Source organism: Tsukamurella sp. USMM236 (assembly GCF_037148755.1).
GTDB lineage: Bacteria > Actinomycetota > Actinomycetes > Mycobacteriales > Mycobacteriaceae > Tsukamurella.
On sequence record NZ_JBBCSS010000002.1, the window covers coordinates 162,586 to 180,712 of the forward strand.

Sequence of the window (18,127 nt, forward strand, 5' to 3'; positions counted from 1 at the left end):
GTGTGTTCTCCTACTCGGTGCCCGCGGGGGCCAACAGGGGGATCGCGGGGGCGGCCTGTTCCGGCCCCATCGCGGAGTAGCCGCCGTCGGCGGCCCAATCGGCGCCGGTCACGACGGACGCGGCGTCGGAGCACAGGAAGGCGACCACGCGGCCGACCTCGATCGGGTCGGCGACGCGGCCCGTCAGGTGGAAGGGCGCGGCGACGCCGTCGGTGTGCGCGCGGTCGTGCTCGGAGACGGTGTCCATGATCTTCGACCACACCCAGCCGGGGCTGACCGAGTTCACCCGGATCCCCTCGGCCGCATAGTCCATCGCCATCGACCGGGTGATCTGGACCAGCGCCGCCTTGCAGGCGGGGTAGACCCAGCGGCCGGTCTGCGCCACCGAGCTGGAGATCGATGTGAAGTTCACGATCGACCCGTGCCCGCTCGCGGCCAGTGCGCGCCGCGCGGCCGCCGCGACGCGGACCGCGCTCGCGACGTTGACGTCGAAGGCCGTCAGCCAGTCCGCGCGGGCGGTGTCGGCCCCGTCGTCGAGGTAGGTGCAGGCGAGGTTGACGACGATGTCGAGCCCGCCGTGCTCGCGGGCGGTCGCGGCGACCAGGTCCGCGACCTGTGCGTCGTCGGTGATGTCCGTTGTGCGCGCGATCACGCGCTCGCCGAGCCGATCCGCGATCGCCCGCGCACCGTCGGCGTCGATGTCGGCGACAATCACCGTCGCGCCCTCCGCGTGCAACGCCTCCACCACGCCGTGCCCGACCAGGGTCGCCCCACCGGTCACGATCGCTGTACGCCCGTCCAGATTTCCCGTCATGCCTCCACCTCGCGTCGAGTCCGTGGCGCCGTGCGGGCGCCGATCGATCCGGACGGTAGTGACGCAGGTCATAGCCCTGCTATCCGCTTCGGCGCGCCCACTATCCAGTTCGCGGTATTGCGCCTGCTTGACGACAGGCAGGAATGCAGCACATGATGGGGACGTGATCCACGCCACAGGGAGGTGTCCGTGACCGCTCCGACGGTCCTGAGGACGAGGGACGTCGACGTAGCCCGGGCGCGGGTGGCCGACTTCTTCTGCGACCACCGGCTCGACCCGGTGGGTCGCGCGCACGCCATCGACATGCGCCTGCGCATCGACACCATCGGCTCGATGGGCCTCGTGCACCTCGACTACGGCGAGCCGGTCCAGATCCGTCCCGGGCCGCTCGCCACCTTCTACCTGGTGCAGATCCCGCTCGCTGGCCGGGCCGTCGTGGAGCACGGCGCCACGCGGGTCCAGTCCTCTCCCCATCTCGCCACCGTCCTGTCGCCCACGTCGCCGACGTCGATGACCTGGCAGCGCGGCAACCCGCAGCTCTGCGTGCGGCTGCGGCGCAGCACCGTCGACCGGGAGCTCATGCGCCGGCTCGGCAGCGAGGTCACGACGCCGCTGCGGTTCGACGTGGGCATGGACCTGCGCCGTCCCGACGTCGCGTCCTGGGTCCGGATGGTGCGCTTCCTCGGCGACGAGGCCCTGCGCGGCTCCTCCTCAGTGGGCGGTGCCGACTGCTCCGAGTACCTCGCCCGCGGAGTCGTGAACCAGCTCCTCGACGTGCAGCCGCACAACTACAGCGCGGCCCTCGCCGCGGCGGCGGACGGTGCCGCCAGTCTCGGCTCGCGGATGGTCGCGCTCGTCGACGACCACCTCGCCGACCCGCTCGGCCCGGGCTGGCTCGCGGAGCGCCTGCGGGTGAGTGTCCGCGCGCTGCGCGAGGCCTGCCGATCCGAACTCGACTCGACGCCGATCGCCGTCGTCAAGGAGCGGCGACTGCTCGCCGCCCGCGCCCGGCTGCTGGACGCGATGCATCCGGGGCGCACGGTCACCGACGTCGCGCTGAGCGTGGGGCTGACGCACCTGGGTCGGTTCGCCGTCGACTACCGGGAGCGCTTCGGGGAGTCGCCGAGCGAGACGGCCGCGGCGACGGCCTGAGGAGCGCGGAGTCGACTTCCGCGTAGCCCGGGGTTTCTGATTGGATCACCGAATGCTCGTCGCCCTGCTCTCGTTCGCCGCCGCCTCCGCCGTGCTCGTCATCGTGCCCGGACCCGACACCCTCGTCGTGGTGCGCGGCGTGGCGCAGGGCGGCCGCGGTACCGGGCTGCGCACCAGCCTCGGGGTGCTCAGCGGCCTCGTCATCTGGGTGCTCGCCGCGGTGCTCGGGCTCTCGGCGATGCTCAAGGCCAGCGAATACGGCTACACCGCGCTCAAGGTGGTCGGCGCCGCGTACCTGATCTACATGGGCGTGCAGTCCCTGCGTGCGGTGATACGCGGCACGGCGCTGGGGGAGCAGCCGGCCGCCCCGATGGAGACGTCGTGGCGCACGGGCGGCTTCACCGCGGGCTTCCTCACCGACCTGCTCAACCCGAAGATCGGTGTGCTGTTCGTGAGCCTGCTCCCGGGCTTCGTGCCCGCCGGCTACTCGGTGACCTGGACGACGCTCGCCCTGGGCGGCGTCTACATCGCGCTGACGGCGGTCTACTGCGGCGTGTTGATCGCGGCCGCCGGCACGGTGACCCGCTGGATGCGGACGCCCCGCACCCGGCGGATGCTGGACGGCGTCGCGGGTGTCGCGCTCATCGGCTTCGGCGCCAAGCTGGTCACCGAGCGGTAGCGGCCGGCAGGCCGACGATGCCGGACACGAGCGTGCCGAGGTCGACGAGGATCTCGGGGGCGCGGCCGTCGAGCGGCGCGCGCCAGATGCGGCCGCCCAGGTCGGAGACGTAGGCGAGCCCGGAGGCGGCGTCCACGGCCAGGCCGATGGCCTCGTCGAAGCCGCGCGCCAGGATCGTCGGTGCGGCCCCGCGCGTGCCGACCGCGGGGAGCGGGGCCCGGTTGAGCGAGTTGCCGTCGGGCGCGGCGCCGCGGTCGGTCCAGTACAGGGTGTCGCCGACGATCTCGAGGTCGATGGGCTCGGGCAGGCCGTCCCACAGCGTCTCGACGTCGGGGCGGTCGTCCGGCGACGCGCCGGAGGGGAGTTCGAGGCCGGCGCGCAGGATGCGTCCGCGGCCGCCCTTCGCGGGCCCCTTCTGCGTCCAATAGAGGTGGCCGCGCGCGGGATCGACGGCGACGCCCACGCATTCGGCGAGCCGGTCGGGCTCGGGAACGTTGACGACGAGGTCGCGCAGCCCGGTGCCGTCCGTCCGCACCGAACTCACCCGGCAACCCTCGCGGTCGGCCCAGAAGAGCGTGCCGGCACCGTCGGACGCGAGCTGCTTCCCGGTGGTCATCGCGCCCGCCGGCACGAGGTCGCGCAGGTCGGTGCCGTCGAGAAGGACGGAGTGGACGCCGCCCGTGCGGGCGGAGAAGTCGAGGCCCTCTTCGCTCGAGGTCCCCGGGGCGCGGTCGGGGCGGCCCATCGTCGTCCAGTAGATCCGGCCGCCCTCCACGAGAACGCCGTCGGGCGAGGCCCCGGCCTCGTCGGTGTACAGCGTCTCGACCGCACCGTCGGGGAGGGAGACGCGGAGAATCGTCCCGGTGCGGATCCCGAGGGCCAGAAGTCCTTCGAACATAGAACTTATTCTACGGTGGTGTGCTCGCGGCGGCCGCCACTCACGATGTGAGTTTCGAGACCGGTTGCGCGCCGAACAGGGTCTCCTCCGAGCGGACGAGATACTCCGCGAGCAGGTCCGCCGCCTCGTCGCCCCGGCCGTCGAGGAACGTTTCGAGGATCGTCACGTTGTCGTCGAGGAACGGGGCGTGCAGGAACTCCGGGTCCGCGATCGCCCCGAAGGCGAGGCGCAGCTCGGCGAGGATCGAGTCGAGGACCGCGTCGAGCCGGGGGCTGTCGCTGAGCCCGACGATCGCGCGGTGGAACGCCAGGTCGGCGGTGCCGACCGCCTGCCAGTCGCCGAGCCGCGCCGCCGCCTGCGCCGTCGCCACCGCATCGCGCATCCGGACCGCGCCGGGGTGATCCGGACCCGCGGTGCGGAGCGCGGGCGGTTCGACGGTGCGCCGCACCAGGTAGATGTCGCGGACGGACGCGCGGGTCGGGGCGGTGACCCGGGCGCCCCGATTGGCCTCGTGCACGATCAGCCCCTCGTGGGCGAGCGTGCGCATCGCCTCGCGCAGGGTGTTCCGCGAGACGCCGAGCTCCGCCGCCAGGCGCTCCTCGCGCAGCGGGTCGCCCGGGCGCAGGGTGCCCTCGACGATGGCGCGCCGCAGGTCGTCGGTGGCCTCCGTGGCGGCGTGGCCGCGCTGTCTGCCTGTGCTCACGGCTCGATCGTACGGAGCGGTGCCGAACTTTGTTGAACAAATCGGGCGCGCGGTAGTGACAGATTGTTCAACAATCATCTATGGTGTGGATCACATCAGCGCCGACCGCTCACCGAGAAGAGACCATCCATGTCCACTGATCAGCCCGAGCAGGGCGCCGTGCAGAAGGGCGCCGTCAAGGCGTACGTCGCGAGCCTGACCGGCACCTCCCTCGAGTACTACGACTTCGCGCTGTACTCCGTCGCGTCCGCGCTCGTCTTCCCGCACGTCTTCTTCCCCGCGGAGGATCCGTTCATCGGGCTCCTCCTCTCGTTCTCCACCTTCGCCGTCGGCTATTTCGCCCGGCCCATCGGCGGGGTCGTCTTCGGCCGGCTCGGCGACCGCATCGGGCGCAAGAACGTCCTGGTCGCGACGCTCCTCCTGATCGGCATCGCCACGGTGCTCATCGGCGTGCTGCCGAGCTACGGCACCATCGGCGTGATCGCCCCGACGATCCTCGTGCTGCTGCGGTTCGCGCAGGGCGTCGGCGTCGGCGGCGAGTGGGGCGGCGCGGTGCTGCTCTCCAGCGAGTTCGGCGACCCGCGCAAGCGCGGCTTCTGGGCGTCCGCGGCCCAGATCGGCGTGCCCGTCGGCAATCTCATGGCGAACGGCGTGCTCGCCCTGGTCGCTGCCCTGCTCACCGAGGACGCCTTCCGCGACTGGGGCTGGCGGATCGGCTTCCTGCTCTCGGCCGTGCTTGTGGTCTTCGGGCTCATGATCCGGCTCAAGCTGGAGGAGACGCCCGTCTTCCAGGCCATCGCCGAGCGTGCGGAGCAGCCGAAGGCCCCGATCTCCGAGGTGCTGCGCGGGCACCCGCGGGCGCTGCTCGCCGCGGCGCTCTCGCGGATCTGCCCCGACGTGCTGTACTCGCTGCTCACCGTGTTCCTCGCGAGCTACGCCACGAAGGAACTGGACTTCCCGACCAGCCACGTGCTGACGGCGGTGCTCACCGGATCGGCGGTGCAGGTCTTCGCCATGCCGCTCGCCGGCGCGCTCACCGACCGGTTCAACCGCCGCCTCGTCTACGGCGTCGGCGCGGTCCTCACCGCGGCGTGGGTCCCGGTGCTGTTCCTCATGATCCAGTCCGGCAGCCGCGTCCTGCTGACTCTCGGCGTCGTCGTCGGGATGTCGCTGCACGCGCTGATGTACGGCCCGCAGGCGGCGTTCATCACCGAGCAGTTCCCCGCGCGGCTGCGCTACGTGGGCAGTTCCCTCGCCTACACGTTCGCCGGCGTCGTCGGCGGCGGCATGGCGCCGCTCATCTTCACCGTGCTGTTCCGCTGGACCGATTCCTGGGTGATCATCGCGGTCTACGTCGCCGTGACCGCCGTCGCCACGGTCGCGGGCATGGCGCTCGGCCGCGACCCCGACCCGGAGGAGGAGCTGGAGCTGCTCGCCGACGCCCCGGACGGTGTCGATGCTCCCCGCTGACGTCCGCCGCCTCGGCGCCCGCGCCGTGCGCGTCCGGGTCACGCCCGGCACCGTCGAACCGCTGCGCGCCCGCCTCGCCGCCGAGCCGCTCCCCGGGCAGCGCGAGCTCGTCGCCGGGGGCGAGACCGTCACCGTCGTCTTCGACGGTGCCGGGTCGGCGGCGGAGGGCGAGCGCCTGCTCGCGGAAATGCCGCCGCCGGACGTCATCACCCTGGACGGGCCGCTGGTCGAGATCGGCGTCGTCTACGACGGCGAGGACCTGCGCGACGTCGCCGAGCAGCTCGGCACCGACGAGGCGGGCGTCGTGCGGATGCACACCGCGCGCGCCTGGCACGTCGGCTTCCTCGGCTTCGCGCCCGGTTTCGCCTACCTCCGCTCGACGGAGCCGGGGCCGGAGATCGCGCGGCGGGCCTCGCCGCGCGTGCGGGTGCCGGCCGGCGCCGTCGGGCTGGCGGGGGAGTACAGCGCGGTGTACCCGCGCACCTCGCCCGGCGGTTGGCAGCTGATCGGCCGCACCGACGCCGAGCTCTGGTCCCTCGACCGCGACCCGCCCGCGCTGCTCGTCCCGGGCGCGCGCGTGCGGTTCACCGCGGTCCGCGCGCGCATCGAGGTCCCGGTGGGGACGCCGCCGCGCCCGCCCGCGCCGCGCGCGGGCCGGGGGCTCGTCGTGCGGGAGACGGGGCTGCAGAGCCTCGTCGAGGACCTCGGGCGGCCGGGGCGCGCCGCGATCGGCGTCACCCGGTCGGGCGCCGCGGATCGCGGTGCGCTGCGGCAGGCCAATCGGCTCGTCGGCAACCCCGCCGGGACCGCGGGGATCGAGAACGCCGGGGGCGGGATGGAACTCGTCGCCGCGGGGGAGCAGGTGGTCGCCGTGACCGGCGCTGAGGCCGCTCTCGTCGTCGAATCGCCGGACGGGCGATGGCGCACCGTCGAGCGCGGTCGTCCCTTCGCCCTCGACGACGGTGATCTCCTCGAGGTCGGCCCGGTGACGGCGGGCCTGCGCGTCGTCGTCGCCGTGCGGGGCGGTGTCGACGTCCCCGCGGTACTCGGCAGCCGCAGCACGGACGTCCTCGCGCACCTCGGGCCAGCGCCGGTCGCCGCCGGCGACGTGCTGCCCGTCGGCCGCGCGCCGCGCACGGTCGTCGGGGAGCCCGAAGCCCTGCCCACCCTCCCGGACGGGAGTAGCCCGACGGTGCTCGACGTTGTTCCCGGGCCCGACGCGGACCTGTTCCCCGGTGGCGCCTGGGCGCACCTTCTCGACGAGTCGTGGGAGGTCACGCCGCAGAGCGACCGCGTCGGCGTCCGGCTCGCCGGTACACCGCTCGCGCGCGCCGACGGCGAGGTGCAGAGTCAGGCGCTCGTGCCCGGCGCGATCCAGGTCCCGCCGTCCGGCGAGCCGGTCGTCTTCGTCGTCGACCACCCGACGACCGGCGGCTATCCGGTGCTCGCCGTCGTGGCGGAGCACCACCTGGACCGGCTCGCGCAGCTGCCGCTCGGATCGTCGGTGCGGTTCGCGGCGACGGACGCGACGTCCGATGGGTGAGTGAAAGCGCCGGTCCGCAGCGCCGGGATGTGGTTACGTCGGGTCACGAGCGGTTCTGGAAGCACCGCTCGGTCGACTCGGAGCACCACCGGAAGGACCCATGAGGAAGAACGCAGCTCGACGGACCATCGGCGTCGTCGCAGGCCTCGCGGCCGCAACCCTGATCGCTGCGGGGTGCGGGAACAGCGGCCCGAGCGAGGACGTGGCCGCCACCTCGGCGGCGGTGGCGTCGACGACGTCCGCAGCGGCGGCGTCCGGCGGGGCGTCGACAGGGCCGTCCGCGGCGTCGTCCTCCGCCGCGGCGTCCCGCGCCTCCACTGTGGCCGGCTCCTCGGCGAAGGCCCAGCCCGGCGCGGTGAAGGTCAAGGGGGCCGACGGCAGCGACGTGACGCTGACCGGCCCGATCGCCGCGAAGTACGCGGCCGCGACGCAGGCGCAACGCACCGCGCTGGGCGTGGTCCTGACGGGCGATCACAACGCCGGGACCCGCGACAGCGGCGTGATCTTCCAGCAGTTCAAGGGCGGCGTCATCACCGCGAAGAACGCCGCCGCCGGCACGCCGGCCTACATCACCTGGGGCCGGATCCGGGACGCGTGGAACATCGAGCGCGGCCCGGACGGCACGCCCTCCCCGAGCGGGGCGAACGGTTCCGCGGGGCCGCTGGGCGCCGTGACCAGCGACGAGACCACGTCGGGCGCGGTCAAGCAGACCACTTTCGAACACGGGAAGATCACCTTCAACACCCAGACCACGAAGGTCGAGGTCACCGTCAACGGCAAGGTCGTCCCGGCCGGGCTGTAGGGGGCGCCGGCGCCGACGTGCTCAGCGGGCCAGGACGCCGGTCGCGAGCCGCTCGGCCGTCTCGGCGACGGTGCGCCGCCACGTCGCGGGATCGACGGCGTGCGTCCCGGATCCGCCCGCGAACGCGCTCGAGACGACGAGGTCGGGTTCGAGGCCGCCGAGCACCTCCAGGCCGGCGAGGAGCTGCTCCCCGTCGCTCATGCCGGGGATGTAGCCGGCGTTCCACCGCCCGTCCGCGCCCCGGTACAGGGTGTCGCCGGTGAACAGGTAGCGGGCACCGTCGGACCCGGTGACGACGAAGGACGTGCTCCCGGGCGTGTGCCCGGGGGTCGGGATGATCTCGACGCCGTTCGCGTCGACGGTCCGCTCGGCGAGGAGGACGCCCGGGGTGGCGTGCTCGGCGATGCCGTCGAGGTCCCGCTCCGGCGCGTGCAGGACGACGCCGAAGCGCTCGGCGATCGCGCCCAGCATCGGGCCCGCCTCGTCCTGGTGGCTGAGGTACTGGTGGGCGACGCCGCCGCGCTCGGCGATGTCTCCGAAGTCGGCGTCGTCGCCGGGGGAGTAGAACAGGACGTTCCCGCCGGTCCGGGGCGTCCAGAGGTAGGCGTGGGTCGTGAGTCCCGGGAACGGGGAGTAGGTCGGGGTCTCGAGCAGGTCGGGCCGGATCGTGGTGAGCATCGGATGTCCTCTCGTCGGGTGTCTTCGACGCTAGGACCTCAATATTGATTCAGGTCAAGGCCGGTTCCGGCGTCGGGCGTAGGAGCGCCCGCCACGCGGTCATGAGCAGGGCGATCCCCAGGGCGCAGCGCCACCACAGGAACGGGTCGATCGCCGCCCGCTCCGTGCCGCCCGCGCCGAGGGGGTTCGCCCACGGGATGATCAGGGCGGCCAGCCCGGAGACCGCGATGCAGGCGACTGTGATCGCGGCGACCCGGGCGCGCGAACGGAGCAGCAGGAGTGCGGCGAGCGTCATCAGCGCCATCCCGGTCACGTGCTCGACGTACGCCGCGATCGGATGGACGATGATGCGCGACTGCGGCCCGCCCGGGAACTCGCCCGCGCTCCCGGGGAAGAGGCCCACGCATGCCAGTGCGACGCCGTTGACCGTCGCGAGGGCGACGGCGGCGGTGTCCCAGCGGCGGGGGAGGAGCGGGCCCAGTGCGATCGCGGCCGCGATTCCGAGCGCGCCGACCGCCACGAACGTGATGTTCATGAGCGGGTGCCAGGGCGAGCAGACGAAGCGGTCCGAGACCGCCAGGCCGCCGTCGCGGCTGAGGTCGCCGAGACACTCGGGAACGCCCAGGTCGCTGATCATGTTGTGGGACCAGCTGTACGGGCGGGGCCACTGTCGCGCGACGATCAGCTCGGCGAGGAAGTAGATCAGCGTGGCGGCCAGTAGTGCCCCGGCCAGCACGGTGCGCCGTGTGCTCAGCGAGTCGACCGGCCGGGCCTGAGGGAGTGCTTCGATCGTTAGCTGCATTCAGTATGTCTACGCGAACCCGGCGCTTCACGCTGTGGTGTGCATCTCGCTCGCGGCGTACGGTCGGAAGCATGGCGAAGAAGAACCCGGGGCCGTCCGTGAAGGACGGTGAACTGTACGAAGAGCTCCGCGACAAGGGGGACTCGAAGGAGAAGGCGGCGCGGATCGCGAACGCCGCCGCGAACCGGGGTCGGTCCGCGGTCGGCGCCGCCGGCGGTCGCTCGCGCCCCTACGAGGAGTGGACCGTCGAGGAACTCAAGGCGAGGGCGAAGGAGCTCGGCCTCTCGGGCTACTCGTCGAAGCGCAAGGCGGCCCTGATCGCCGACCTGCGCGACCACTGAGAGCCGCGGCCCTGAGCGCCGATCACTCGGCCGTCGCGGGCACCGCCGCCCGGCCGGCGCGCGATCGGACGTCGAGCGCGAGGACCAGCTCGACGACCGGGCGATGATGGGCGGTGATCACGTCGAGGACGGGGTTGATGAGCCCGCGCAGGAGGCTGTAGCCGGTCCAGCGGGCGGGCGCGATCGTTCGCGCGGCCCGGCGCTCGATTCCGCGGACAGTACTCTCCCCGGCCTGCTCCGGCGTGATCCGGGCGGTCAGGAACGAGGGCAGCAGATCGGTCACCGCGGAGGCGAGCGGATCCTCGTCGAATCCGACCTTGACCATGTGGGTGTCGACGAAGCCGTAGTAGACGACGCCGGCCGTCGCGCCGTAGGGCGCGAGCTCGACGCGCAGCGCGCGCCCGAGCTGCTCGACGCCGGCCTTCGCCACCGCGTAGGGGGAGACGCCGACGCCGTTGACGAAGGCGTACACCGAGGACGTGAGCAGGAGGTGTCCGCCGGTCTTCAGGACGTGTGGCATCGCGGCGAGAACGGTGTTGTAGACGCCGTGCAGGTTGACGGCGAGCACCCGGTCGAACTCCTCGGGGGCCATGCCCTGCACCGTCGCCCCGCGCGGTGCGATGCCCGCGTTCGCGACCACCACGTCGATCGCGCCGAAGCGATCGGCGACGGCCGTGAACGCGTCGGCGAGCCCGTCGCGGTCGGTGACGTCGGCCGCGAGGCCGATCGCGCCGTCGCCGATCTCAGCGGCGGCGGCGTCGACGTCCTCCTGTCGGAGGTCGAGCACGGCGACCCGGGCGCCGCGCGCCGCGGCGGCTTTCGCGGTCCCGAGGCCGATGCCGCGCGCGGCTCCGGTGATGACGACGGTCCGGCCGGCGAGGTCGAGGTTCATGTGCGGTTCTCCTTGGTGGTGGTTCGTCAGCCCGCGAAGGCGTAGTCGGTGAGGGGGAAGCGGCGACTGTGCCACGCCGCCTCGACGGTCGTGGAGGCCCGGAACGGGACGTCGCCCTGCTTGGTGAAGTAATAGCTGTTGGCGCCCGCGCAGCTGGGGTTCGAGAACACCTGCAGCGGCTTGCGCGCCAGGATCGAGTCCATGTACGACTCCTGGGCGGCCGTCGTGACCTCGGCGGTGGTCGCCGCGCGGCGCCGGGCCTCCTCGAGCACCCGGACGATGTGCGCGGCGCTGTTCTCGACCAGGGTGAAGAACGAGGATCCGTTGTACCCGTAGGGCCCGAAGACGGTGAAGAAGTTCGGGAAGCCCGCCGTCGCGACGCCCTGGTACGAGTGGAATCGTCCCTCTTCCCAGTGCTCGGCGAGGTCGGTGCCGTCGGCGGCGGTCAGCCGGTACGTCGGGAGCGCGTCGCGGTCGGTGACCTTGAAGCCGGTCGCGAGGATGAGGACGTCGAGCGGGTGCTCCACGCCGTCGGCGGTGCGGATGCCGGTGGGGGTGACCGCCTCGATCGACGAGGTCTCCAGCGCGACGTTCTCGCGGTTGAAGGTCGCCAGGTACGAGTTGTGGAAGCTCGGCCGCTTGCAGCCGAGCGCGTAAGCGGGCGTGAGCTTCTCGCGCGTCGCGGGATCGGAGACCTGCGTCCGGATGTAGTTCCGGGCCGCGATCTCGAGGACGTCGGTGCCGGGGATCCATTTGTGGAAGTGGGCGAGCACGGGGAAGGTCGCCTCCACGAAGGCCTGGCTGGCGAGCCGGGCCGCCTGCCGGACGCCGGGGATCGCGGCCAGGCCGGTGCGGCCGACGCGGCCGAGCGGGAAGTCGGGCTTGGGGAGGCACCAGATCGGGGTGCGCTGGAAGACGGTGAGATGCTCCGTCTCCGGTGCGATCTCGGGAATGACCTGCACGGCGGTGGCGCCGGTGCCGATGATGCCGACGCGCTTGCCCGCCGTCGTGACGTCGTGGTTCCACCGGCTCGTGTGCATCGTCTCGCCCTCGAAGGAGTCGATGCCGTCGATCTCGGGGAGCTTCGGCTGGCTCAGCGGGCCGCCCGCGTGGATCAGCCAGCGGGCCGGGATCTCGCCCGTGCTGGTCGCGATCGTCCAGCGGGCGGTCGCCTCGTCGAAGGACGCGGCATGGACGCGCGTGCCGAACCGGAGGCGCGGCGCGAGGTCGTACTCGTCGACGATCTGCTCGGCGTAGGCGCGCAGTTCCCGTCCGGGCGCGTAGCTGCGCGACCACGTCGAGCGCTGCGCGAAGGAGAACTGGTAGCTGAACGACGGGATGTCGACGGCGACGCCGGGGTAGGTGTTCCAGTGCCACGTGCCGCCGGGACCCGCGGCATCGTCGACGAGGAGCACGTCGTCGAATCCCGCCCGGGCCAGGGCGATCGCGGTGCCGAGGCCGGAGAACCCGGCGCCGACGATGACGATCTCGTGATGCGGAGCGAGGGGGAGCGGTGCATCGGGCACGTCGGACGCCTCATTTCAGATACAGTCAGTATTCGAATACGGACTGTATCCCGATAGGATGGCCGGATGCAACGATTGTCGAGAGCGGAGGCTCAGGTCCGCACGCGCGAGCTGATCGTGGCGTCGGCGACCGAACTGTTCCTCCGCGACGGGTTCACGGCGACCTCGCTGGAGGCGGTCGCGGCCCACGCCGGCTTCACCCGGGGCGCGGTGTACTCGAACTTCGCCGGCAAGGTCGCGCTGGGGAGCGCGGTGATCGACGCCCTGTACGAGCGGGAGACCGATCGGGTGCTGGCGCTGGCCGAGGCGGCGCGGGACGACGGGCTCGCCGCGGTGATCGCCTCCGTCGACGCGTGGGGGCGGACGATCGTGGGGGACCGTGCGTGGTTCCGGCTCGAGATGGCGGTCGCGGCGACCAACACGGAGGACGGCGGCCAGATGGCGGCGACCGCGTCGCGCTACGAGCGCATCCGCGCGGCGACCGCGACGCTGGTCACAGAGCTGGAGGCCGCACACGGATTGGAGCTCCCGGTGGACGCCGAGACCTTGGCTCTCGGGCTGTTCAGCCTGATCCTCGGGCTCGGCATGCAGCGCGCGACCGATCCGTCGGTGTCGACGGACGTCGTGGCGGTCTTCGTTCAGCGGCTGCTGGGGGAGTAGCGGAGGAGGACGACGCCACTGTCGAAGCGCCGCTGGTCGAGCAGTTCCAGGCCGACGCGCATCCCGGTGGGGAGGCCCGGCTTGCCGCCGCCCACGACGATCGGCAGGACGTACAGCTGCACCTCGTCGATCAGGCCGGCCGCGAACGCCTGGGCGGCGAAGTCGGCGCCGCCGATGAGCAGGTCACGGTCGGCCGCGGCCTTCAGGGTACGGACGTGTTCGGGATCGAAGGCGCGCTCGATCCGGGTGTTCGCGGTCGACGGTGCCGTCAGGCTCGTCGAGTACACGACCTTGGCCGGCGCCCGCCAGGCCGCGGCGAATGCGGCCGCCGCGGGGGACCGTCCGGCGAGCGCTGGATCGGTCTCCCAAACCGCCATCATCTCGTAGAGGCGCCGCCCGTAGACCAGCGTGCCGGCGGAGCGCATCAGCTCGGTGTGCGCGGCGAAGACGTCGTCGTCGCCGGGTAGCCAGTCGAAGCGGCCGTCCTCGTCCTCGATGAAGCCGTCGAGCGAGACGTTCGTCGGATAGATCAGTCCGGCCATGTGCCGCCTCCGTATCGTCGTGGGCCGTGTATCCGCGTGGGGAGTCGACGGACTAGCAGCAGGTGGCGAGGACGCCGCGGAGGGCCTCGAGCGCTCCGGCTTCCGCACGGTGAAAGACGTTGATGCCGCTACGTTCCGAGCTGACCAGTCCCGCCTTCTTGAGCTGGCCGAGGTGGTGGCTGACGGTCGCCGGCGACAGGTTCACCAGGTCGGCGAGGTCGCCCGTGCTCACGGCGCCCGGACGGGCGCCCATGAGGATCGAGATCAATTGGATCCGCGCGGGGTCGGCGAGTGCCTTGAGGCGCAGAGCCAGCTCGAGCGCCGCATCGGCGTCCATCGCCCCGGCGGCCAGCGGGGCGCAGCAGATGGGGGCGCTGATGTCGACCACGGGGAGCGTCTTGGGCATACGCCTCAATCTACCTACTCGTTGACATATGTCAAAGGGTCGTCTAGAACTGAACGCGCAACAGTTAGATGTATGTCGAATTATCGGAGGTTCTCATGTCCCGCGTCCAGCTCGCCCTCAACGTCGACGACCTCGATCAGTCGATCGCGTTCTACACCACGCTGTTCGGCACCGGACCGGCGAAGGTCAAGCCCGGCTACGCCAACTTCGCCATCGCCGAGCCGCCGCTCAAGCTGGTGCTGCTGGAGAACCCCGGACAGGGCGGCAGCATCAATCATCTCGGTATCGAGGTCGATTCCAGTGAGAAGGTGCACGCGGAGATCGCGCGTCTCACCGAGGGGCAGCTGTTCACCGAGGAGGAGATCGGCGCGACCTGTTGTTTCGCCACCCAGGACAAGGTCTGGGTCACGGCCCCCGACGCCGAGCGCTGGGAGGTCTACACGGTCCTCGCCGACGCCGAGACCTTCGACGGCGCCCCGGTTCCGGAGGTGGCGCCGGCGGCCGGCACGCCGACGGCGGCCTGCTGTGCTCCGGCGTCGTCGAACTGCTGCTGATCGTTCGAGGATTGTCTCTGGAATCGATATCTGTCAATATCGATGTGTGTCGAATCCACTTCCGCTCGCCGAAGTGACCGTGCGGTGCTCGCCGCTGGTCCGTGAGCCACTGTCGGAGGGGCAGTCCGCCGACCTCGCGACGGTGTTCAAAGCCCTGGCCGACCCGATACGGCTGCGCCTGTTCAGCCTGATCGCCAGCCATGAGGGTGGCGAGGCGTGCGTGTGCGACATCTCGCCGGCGGTGGACGTCTCGCAACCGACGATCTCGCATCACCTCAAGGTCCTCAAGACCGCGGGCCTGGTGAGATCCGAGCGCCGTGGCTCGTGGGTGTACTACCGGGTCGTCCCGGAGGTCCTGTCGTCGCTCGCCGGCGTTCTGCAGTCCACCGGGTCCGGTGCCCCGGTCGAGGCGATCGCGTGACGGGTACCGCGCCGACCGTCGGGCACCAGCCGGTCGTCGGCAAGCTCTCCACCCTCGACCGATTCCTGCCGGTGTGGATCGGCGTCGCCATGGTCGTCGGCCTGCTGCTCGGCCGGATGATCCCGGGCCTGAACACCGCGCTGGAGAAGATCCAGGTCGACGGTGTTTCCCTGCCGATCGCACTCGGGCTGCTGATCATGATGTACCCGGTGCTGGCGAAGGTCCGCTACGACCGCCTCGACACCGTGACCGGCGACCGCAAGCTGCTGCTCGGTTCGTTGCTGTTGAACTGGGTCCTCGGACCTGCGCTGATGTTCGCCCTCGCGTGGATCTTCCTGCCCGACCTGCCCGAGTACCGCACCGGGCTGATCATCGTCGGTCTGGCGCGCTGCATCGCGATGGTGATCATCTGGAACGACCTGGCGTGCGGCGATCGGGAGGCGGCGGCGGTGCTCGTCGCGCTGAACTCGGTGTTCCAGGTGATCATGTTCGCGGTTCTCGGCTGGTTCTACCTGTCGATCCTGCCCGGCTGGCTCGGCCTGGAGCAGACGACGATCAGTACCTCGCCCTGGCAGATCGCGAAGTCGGTGCTGATCTTCCTCGGCATCCCGCTGCTCGCCGGCTACCTGTCGCGCCGGATCGGGGAGAAGGCCAAGGGCCGCGACTGGTACGAATCGACGTTCCTGCCCAGGATCGGGCCGTGGGCGCTCTACGGGCTGCTGTTCACGATCGTCGTCCTGTTCGCGCTGCAGGGGGAGCAGATCACTTCCCGCCCGTGGGACGTCGCGCGGATCGCGCTGCCGCTCCTGGTGTACTTCGCCGTGATGTGGGGCGGCGGGTACCTGCTCGGCGCCGCAATGGGGCTCGGCTACGAGCGCACCACCACGCTGGCCTTCACCGCGGCGGGCAACAACTTCGAGCTCGCGATCGCCGTCGCGATCGCCACCTACGGCGCGACCTCCGGCCAGGCGCTGGCCGGCGTCGTCGGGCCGCTCATCGAGGTCCCGGTGCTCGTCGGGCTCGTGTACGTCTCCCTGGCGCTCCGGAGGCGATTCCCCCCGAGTCCGCCGGCCGGCGGGACCGCAGTCGACCAGTCCAGGAGTGTGAACTGATGCCCGACAACGACACCAACACGCCGAGCGTGCTGTTCGTGTGCGTGAAGAACGGTGGCAAGTCCCAGATGGCCGCCGGACTGATGCGCAAGACCGCGAGCGATGCCGTCGAAGTCCACTCGGCGGGGACGGAGCCGGGCAGCGCGGTCAACGGCCTGTCCGCCGAATCCCTGGCCGAGGTCGGCGTCGACATCACCGGGGAGACGCCGAAGGCGATCGACCCCGAGGTGCTCGCGCGCGTGGATCTGGTGGTCGTCCTCGGCCGCGAAGCGGTCGTCGAGCCGCCCGCGGGGGTACGACTCGTCACCTGGGACACCGACGAGCCCTCCGAGCGGGGCATCGACGGTATCGAGCGGATGCGCCTCGTCCGCGACGACATCGCGGCCCGAGTCGAGGCTCTGCGGGCCGAACTCCTGGAGCCCGGTGGGGGTCCGTCCGATCGTCTGTAGGTCGAGCGGACGGTGAGTGGACGGGGCGTTCGGGAATTCCGTTGCCGTCACCCTGTGCCTCGGGTCAGGATCGCACGCGTGGCAATCGATTGGAATGCAGAGATCCGTGCGCAGATCGAGGTTCACTGGGCCCGGCAGTTGCGCCCTCGCTTGGACGGCATGACGGAGGCTGAGTACTTCTGGGAGCCGGTCGAGGGGATGTGGTCCGTGCGTTCCGCTGAGGACGGATTCGTCGCCGACTTCACGATCCCTCCGCCGGAGCCGGCTCCCGTGACCACGATCGCGTGGAGGTTGGGACACCTGGTGTTCCTTCTCGAAAGCGGCCCGCAGCGGTTCGGCGGCCCGACGGTTCATTTCGCCTCGTACCGTTACCCAGAGACACCGGAGCGTGCGCTGGACCGGCTCGACGGTGCGTACGGGGCTTGGATCTGCGGGGTCGAGGAACTCGGACTCGGCGGTCTCGCGGCTCCTGCGGGACCGCCGGGTGACATGTTCGCCGAGTGGTCCACGCTGGCGGTCGTGCTCCACACCCAGCGGGAACTGATTCACCACGGTGCGGAGATCGCACTGCTGCGTGACCTGTTTCGCACCAGCCTGGGGGATGGCGGCAGGCAGTGAGGCCTCAACGCTCGACGGCGTAATACCAACGCTCGTAATGTCATAATGTAGATTATCGGCGAATCGGAGTGGTTCGTCGGTGGCGATCGGAGTGGTTCGTCGGTGGCGGTCGGTGGGTAATGTCCCTTCTCAGTGCAGTTGACGTATTCGCGGCCTAGTTGACGCATTGCAGTGGGCGCTCTCAACTAGTTGACGCATCTTCGGTGTTGTTCTCATCTTGTTGACGCATCGACCGGCGCGCCTGCGTTGCCCGGATCGCTCGATGTCCTAGCGTCGGCCTATGCAGGCACCGCAGCCTCTCGCCGCTCGTGATGATCGGTTGCCCGCTGCGGTGTCGGGTTCCGTCACAGTGACGTATATGTCGATCGCTGGGGTGGTGCAGCGAGACTCTCTCGCTGTGTTCGCTGCGATGGATGCGGTCAATTTGCTCAGTGTGCGCAAGCCGCGGTCGTTCAAGGGACAGCGGAATTTCACCGGCGAGTGGTGGTCGTCGACGATGGGTGACCACGTCGTCTTCGAGTCGTGGGTGGAGCGGGACTGGTTGATGCTGTTCGACCAGAATCCGGATGTGATCGAGATCGTCAGCCAGCCGCTCACGCTGGAGCTATCGGTCGGAGGTCGCACGAGGTCGCATACTCCTGATGTGCTCGTGCGGCGACGCGATGGATCGACGGCGGTAGTCGATGTTCGTCCGGATGGTCGTGTCGATGAGGACGCTGCTGCGGTGTTCGCCGCGACGCGCGACTGCTGCGTCGACGTCGGGTGGGACTACCTGCGGCTGGGTGTCCTTGACGCGGTGCACGCAGCGAATCTTCGATGGCTCGCGGGATACCGGCAACCGCGGTGCCGTGACGACTCGCTCGCGGCAGCGGCACTCACGGAATCGACCAATGGGCCGCTACCCATCGGCGTTCTCGCAGACCGCGTCGGTCCGCAGATCGCGGTGCTCCCGACGTTGTTTCATCTGATCTGGACGGGCGAGCTTAGTGCGCCGCTGGCCCGGCAGATTCTGGGGCTAGAGACCGTCGTGGCAGCTGCGGCGGGTGGCGGTGGTTCGTGAGAGCC

The 18,127-nt window shown here is 71.0% G+C and carries 22 protein-coding genes; 13 read left to right on the top strand and 9 right to left on the bottom strand.

Annotated elements, in window-relative coordinates; genetic code table 11:
- Nucleotides 1-10 precede the first annotated feature (10 nt).
- Nucleotides 11-814: an SDR family oxidoreductase gene (locus WFK95_RS06570; protein WP_336670223.1), complete on the bottom strand. Its 804-nt coding sequence runs from the start codon at nucleotides 812-814 to the stop codon at nucleotides 11-13.
- A gap of 189 nt (nucleotides 815-1,003) precedes the next feature.
- On the opposite strand from WFK95_RS06570, the gene WFK95_RS06575 reads away from it, so the two are divergent.
- Complete coding sequence (locus tag WFK95_RS06575) at nucleotides 1,004-1,966, top strand: AraC family transcriptional regulator (protein ID WP_224647997.1); 963 nt, start codon at nucleotides 1,004-1,006, stop codon at nucleotides 1,964-1,966.
- A 52-nt stretch (nucleotides 1,967-2,018) separates the two neighbouring features.
- Entirely contained in the window at nucleotides 2,019-2,645 is a 627-nt protein-coding gene (locus WFK95_RS06580; protein WP_224647998.1) for a LysE family translocator, read from the top strand.
- Here the strand turns inward: WFK95_RS06580 and WFK95_RS06585 are convergent.
- Together WFK95_RS06585 and WFK95_RS06590 are read right to left on the bottom strand one after the other, a co-directional pair.
- Nucleotides 2,632-3,543: a hypothetical protein gene (locus tag WFK95_RS06585; protein WP_336670224.1), complete on the bottom strand. Its 912-nt coding sequence runs from the start codon at nucleotides 3,541-3,543 to the stop codon at nucleotides 2,632-2,634. The two genes, WFK95_RS06580 and WFK95_RS06585, sit on opposite strands and share 14 nt — an antisense overlap.
- 40 nt (nucleotides 3,544-3,583) lie before the next feature.
- Nucleotides 3,584-4,246, bottom strand: coding sequence for a GntR family transcriptional regulator (locus tag WFK95_RS06590; protein WP_336670225.1), 663 nt, complete (start codon nucleotides 4,244-4,246; stop codon nucleotides 3,584-3,586).
- Nucleotides 4,247-4,375: 129 nt separating this feature from the next.
- On the opposite strand from WFK95_RS06590, the gene WFK95_RS06595 reads away from it, so the two are divergent.
- The 3 genes from WFK95_RS06595 to WFK95_RS06605 all read left to right on the top strand — a co-directional run bounded on the left by WFK95_RS06595 (nucleotide 4,376) and on the right by WFK95_RS06605 (nucleotide 8,061).
- Nucleotides 4,376-5,716 (top strand): MFS transporter, encoded by a 1,341-nt coding sequence (locus WFK95_RS06595; RefSeq protein ID WP_336670226.1) that lies wholly within the window; start codon nucleotides 4,376-4,378, stop codon nucleotides 5,714-5,716.
- Nucleotides 5,703-7,259, top strand: a complete 1,557-nt coding sequence (locus tag WFK95_RS06600; protein ID WP_336670227.1) for a 5-oxoprolinase/urea amidolyase family protein — start codon at nucleotides 5,703-5,705, stop codon at nucleotides 7,257-7,259. Before WFK95_RS06595 ends, WFK95_RS06600 begins: the two co-directional genes overlap by 14 nt.
- 100 nt (nucleotides 7,260-7,359) lie before the next feature.
- Nucleotides 7,360-8,061, top strand: a complete 702-nt coding sequence (locus WFK95_RS06605; protein ID WP_336670228.1) for an LGFP repeat-containing protein — start codon at nucleotides 7,360-7,362, stop codon at nucleotides 8,059-8,061.
- Nucleotides 8,062-8,082: 21 nt separating this feature from the next.
- Here WFK95_RS06605 and WFK95_RS06610 read toward each other — a convergent pair whose 3' ends face one another.
- Both WFK95_RS06610 and WFK95_RS06615 read right to left on the bottom strand, forming a co-directional pair.
- Nucleotides 8,083-8,739 (bottom strand): MBL fold metallo-hydrolase, encoded by a 657-nt coding sequence (locus WFK95_RS06610; RefSeq protein ID WP_336670229.1) that lies wholly within the window; start codon nucleotides 8,737-8,739, stop codon nucleotides 8,083-8,085.
- Between the two features lie 49 nt (nucleotides 8,740-8,788).
- Nucleotides 8,789-9,541, bottom strand: coding sequence for a DUF998 domain-containing protein (locus tag WFK95_RS06615; protein WP_336670230.1), 753 nt, complete (start codon nucleotides 9,539-9,541; stop codon nucleotides 8,789-8,791).
- A gap of 71 nt (nucleotides 9,542-9,612) precedes the next feature.
- On the opposite strand from WFK95_RS06615, the gene WFK95_RS06620 reads away from it, so the two are divergent.
- Nucleotides 9,613-9,882: a DUF7218 family protein gene (locus tag WFK95_RS06620; RefSeq protein ID WP_336670231.1), complete on the top strand. Its 270-nt coding sequence runs from the start codon at nucleotides 9,613-9,615 to the stop codon at nucleotides 9,880-9,882.
- 22 nt (nucleotides 9,883-9,904) lie between these two features.
- Here the strand turns inward: WFK95_RS06620 and WFK95_RS06625 are convergent, their stop codons facing one another.
- Both WFK95_RS06625 and WFK95_RS06630 read right to left on the bottom strand, forming a co-directional pair.
- Nucleotides 9,905-10,774 (bottom strand): short-chain dehydrogenase/reductase, encoded by an 870-nt coding sequence (locus WFK95_RS06625; RefSeq protein ID WP_336670232.1) that lies wholly within the window; start codon nucleotides 10,772-10,774, stop codon nucleotides 9,905-9,907.
- A gap of 26 nt (nucleotides 10,775-10,800) precedes the next feature.
- Complete coding sequence (locus WFK95_RS06630) at nucleotides 10,801-12,300, bottom strand: flavin-containing monooxygenase (RefSeq protein WP_336670233.1); 1,500 nt, start codon at nucleotides 12,298-12,300, stop codon at nucleotides 10,801-10,803.
- A 66-nt stretch (nucleotides 12,301-12,366) separates the two neighbouring features.
- Between WFK95_RS06630 and WFK95_RS06635 the strand changes: the two genes are divergently transcribed.
- Complete coding sequence (locus WFK95_RS06635) at nucleotides 12,367-12,960, top strand: TetR/AcrR family transcriptional regulator (RefSeq protein WP_336670234.1); 594 nt, start codon at nucleotides 12,367-12,369, stop codon at nucleotides 12,958-12,960.
- Here the strand turns inward: WFK95_RS06635 and WFK95_RS06640 are convergent.
- Both WFK95_RS06640 and WFK95_RS06645 read right to left on the bottom strand, forming a co-directional pair.
- Entirely contained in the window at nucleotides 12,939-13,502 is a 564-nt protein-coding gene (locus WFK95_RS06640) for a dihydrofolate reductase family protein (protein ID WP_336670235.1), read from the bottom strand. The genes WFK95_RS06635 and WFK95_RS06640 overlap by 22 nt on opposite strands.
- A gap of 52 nt (nucleotides 13,503-13,554) precedes the next feature.
- Nucleotides 13,555-13,908: an Rv2640c family ArsR-like transcriptional regulator gene (locus WFK95_RS06645; RefSeq protein WP_336670236.1), complete on the bottom strand. Its 354-nt coding sequence runs from the start codon at nucleotides 13,906-13,908 to the stop codon at nucleotides 13,555-13,557.
- Nucleotides 13,909-14,003: 95 nt separating this feature from the next.
- Between WFK95_RS06645 and WFK95_RS06650 the strand changes: the two genes are divergently transcribed.
- The 6 genes from WFK95_RS06650 to WFK95_RS06675 all read left to right on the top strand — a co-directional run bounded on the left by WFK95_RS06650 (nucleotide 14,004) and on the right by WFK95_RS06675 (nucleotide 18,122).
- Complete coding sequence (locus WFK95_RS06650) at nucleotides 14,004-14,462, top strand: ArsI/CadI family heavy metal resistance metalloenzyme (protein ID WP_336670237.1); 459 nt, start codon at nucleotides 14,004-14,006, stop codon at nucleotides 14,460-14,462.
- A gap of 46 nt (nucleotides 14,463-14,508) precedes the next feature.
- On the top strand, nucleotides 14,509-14,883 hold the full coding sequence (locus WFK95_RS06655) for a metalloregulator ArsR/SmtB family transcription factor (protein ID WP_336670238.1): 375 nt from the start codon (nucleotides 14,509-14,511) through the stop codon (nucleotides 14,881-14,883).
- Nucleotides 14,880-15,995 carry an ACR3 family arsenite efflux transporter gene (gene arsB, locus WFK95_RS06660; protein ID WP_224647087.1) on the top strand — a complete coding sequence of 372 codons (1,116 nt, stop codon included), beginning with the start codon at nucleotides 14,880-14,882 and terminating at the stop codon, nucleotides 15,993-15,995. Before WFK95_RS06655 ends, arsB begins: the two co-directional genes overlap by 4 nt.
- Nucleotides 15,995-16,444: an arsenate-mycothiol transferase ArsC gene (locus WFK95_RS06665; RefSeq protein ID WP_336670239.1), complete on the top strand. Its 450-nt coding sequence runs from the start codon at nucleotides 15,995-15,997 to the stop codon at nucleotides 16,442-16,444. The genes arsB and WFK95_RS06665 overlap by 1 nt, the downstream gene beginning before the upstream one ends.
- Nucleotides 16,445-16,528: 84 nt before the next feature.
- Nucleotides 16,529-17,062 (top strand): DinB family protein, encoded by a 534-nt coding sequence (locus WFK95_RS06670; protein WP_336670709.1) that lies wholly within the window; start codon nucleotides 16,529-16,531, stop codon nucleotides 17,060-17,062.
- Between the two features lie 280 nt (nucleotides 17,063-17,342).
- Nucleotides 17,343-18,122 carry a TnsA-like heteromeric transposase endonuclease subunit gene (locus WFK95_RS06675; RefSeq protein WP_336670240.1) on the top strand — a complete coding sequence of 260 codons (780 nt, stop codon included), beginning with the start codon at nucleotides 17,343-17,345 and terminating at the stop codon, nucleotides 18,120-18,122.
- Nucleotides 18,123-18,127 lie beyond the last annotated feature (5 nt).

Excerpts from the sequence above, each read along its gene's own strand:
- WFK95_RS06635 (WP_336670234.1), top strand. The coding sequence starts at position 12,367 with ATGCAACGATTGTCGAGAGCGGAGGCTCAGGTCCGCACGCGCGAGCTG.
- WFK95_RS06615 (WP_336670230.1), bottom strand. The coding sequence starts at position 9,541 with ATGCAGCTAACGATCGAAGCACTCCCTCAGGCCCGGCCGGTCGACTCG.
- WFK95_RS06585 (WP_336670224.1), bottom strand. The coding sequence starts at position 3,543 with ATGTTCGAAGGACTTCTGGCCCTCGGGATCCGCACCGGGACGATTCTC.
- WFK95_RS06665 (WP_336670239.1), top strand. The coding sequence starts at position 15,995 with ATGCCCGACAACGACACCAACACGCCGAGCGTGCTGTTCGTGTGCGTG.
- WFK95_RS06625 (WP_336670232.1), bottom strand. The coding sequence starts at position 10,774 with ATGAACCTCGACCTCGCCGGCCGGACCGTCGTCATCACCGGAGCCGCG.
- WFK95_RS06610 (WP_336670229.1), bottom strand. The coding sequence starts at position 8,739 with ATGCTCACCACGATCCGGCCCGACCTGCTCGAGACCCCGACCTACTCC.
- WFK95_RS06645 (WP_336670236.1), bottom strand. The coding sequence starts at position 13,908 with ATGCCCAAGACGCTCCCCGTGGTCGACATCAGCGCCCCCATCTGCTGC.
- WFK95_RS06570 (WP_336670223.1), bottom strand. The coding sequence starts at position 814 with ATGACGGGAAATCTGGACGGGCGTACAGCGATCGTGACCGGTGGGGCG.
- WFK95_RS06605 (WP_336670228.1), top strand. The coding sequence starts at position 7,360 with ATGAGGAAGAACGCAGCTCGACGGACCATCGGCGTCGTCGCAGGCCTC.
- WFK95_RS06650 (WP_336670237.1), top strand. The coding sequence starts at position 14,004 with ATGTCCCGCGTCCAGCTCGCCCTCAACGTCGACGACCTCGATCAGTCG.
- WFK95_RS06620 (WP_336670231.1), top strand. The coding sequence starts at position 9,613 with ATGGCGAAGAAGAACCCGGGGCCGTCCGTGAAGGACGGTGAACTGTAC.
- WFK95_RS06640 (WP_336670235.1), bottom strand. The coding sequence starts at position 13,502 with ATGGCCGGACTGATCTATCCGACGAACGTCTCGCTCGACGGCTTCATC.
- WFK95_RS06600 (WP_336670227.1), top strand. The coding sequence starts at position 5,703 with ATGCTCCCCGCTGACGTCCGCCGCCTCGGCGCCCGCGCCGTGCGCGTC.
- WFK95_RS06675 (WP_336670240.1), top strand. The coding sequence starts at position 17,343 with ATGCAGGCACCGCAGCCTCTCGCCGCTCGTGATGATCGGTTGCCCGCT.
- WFK95_RS06580 (WP_224647998.1), top strand. The coding sequence starts at position 2,019 with ATGCTCGTCGCCCTGCTCTCGTTCGCCGCCGCCTCCGCCGTGCTCGTC.
- WFK95_RS06595 (WP_336670226.1), top strand. The coding sequence starts at position 4,376 with ATGTCCACTGATCAGCCCGAGCAGGGCGCCGTGCAGAAGGGCGCCGTC.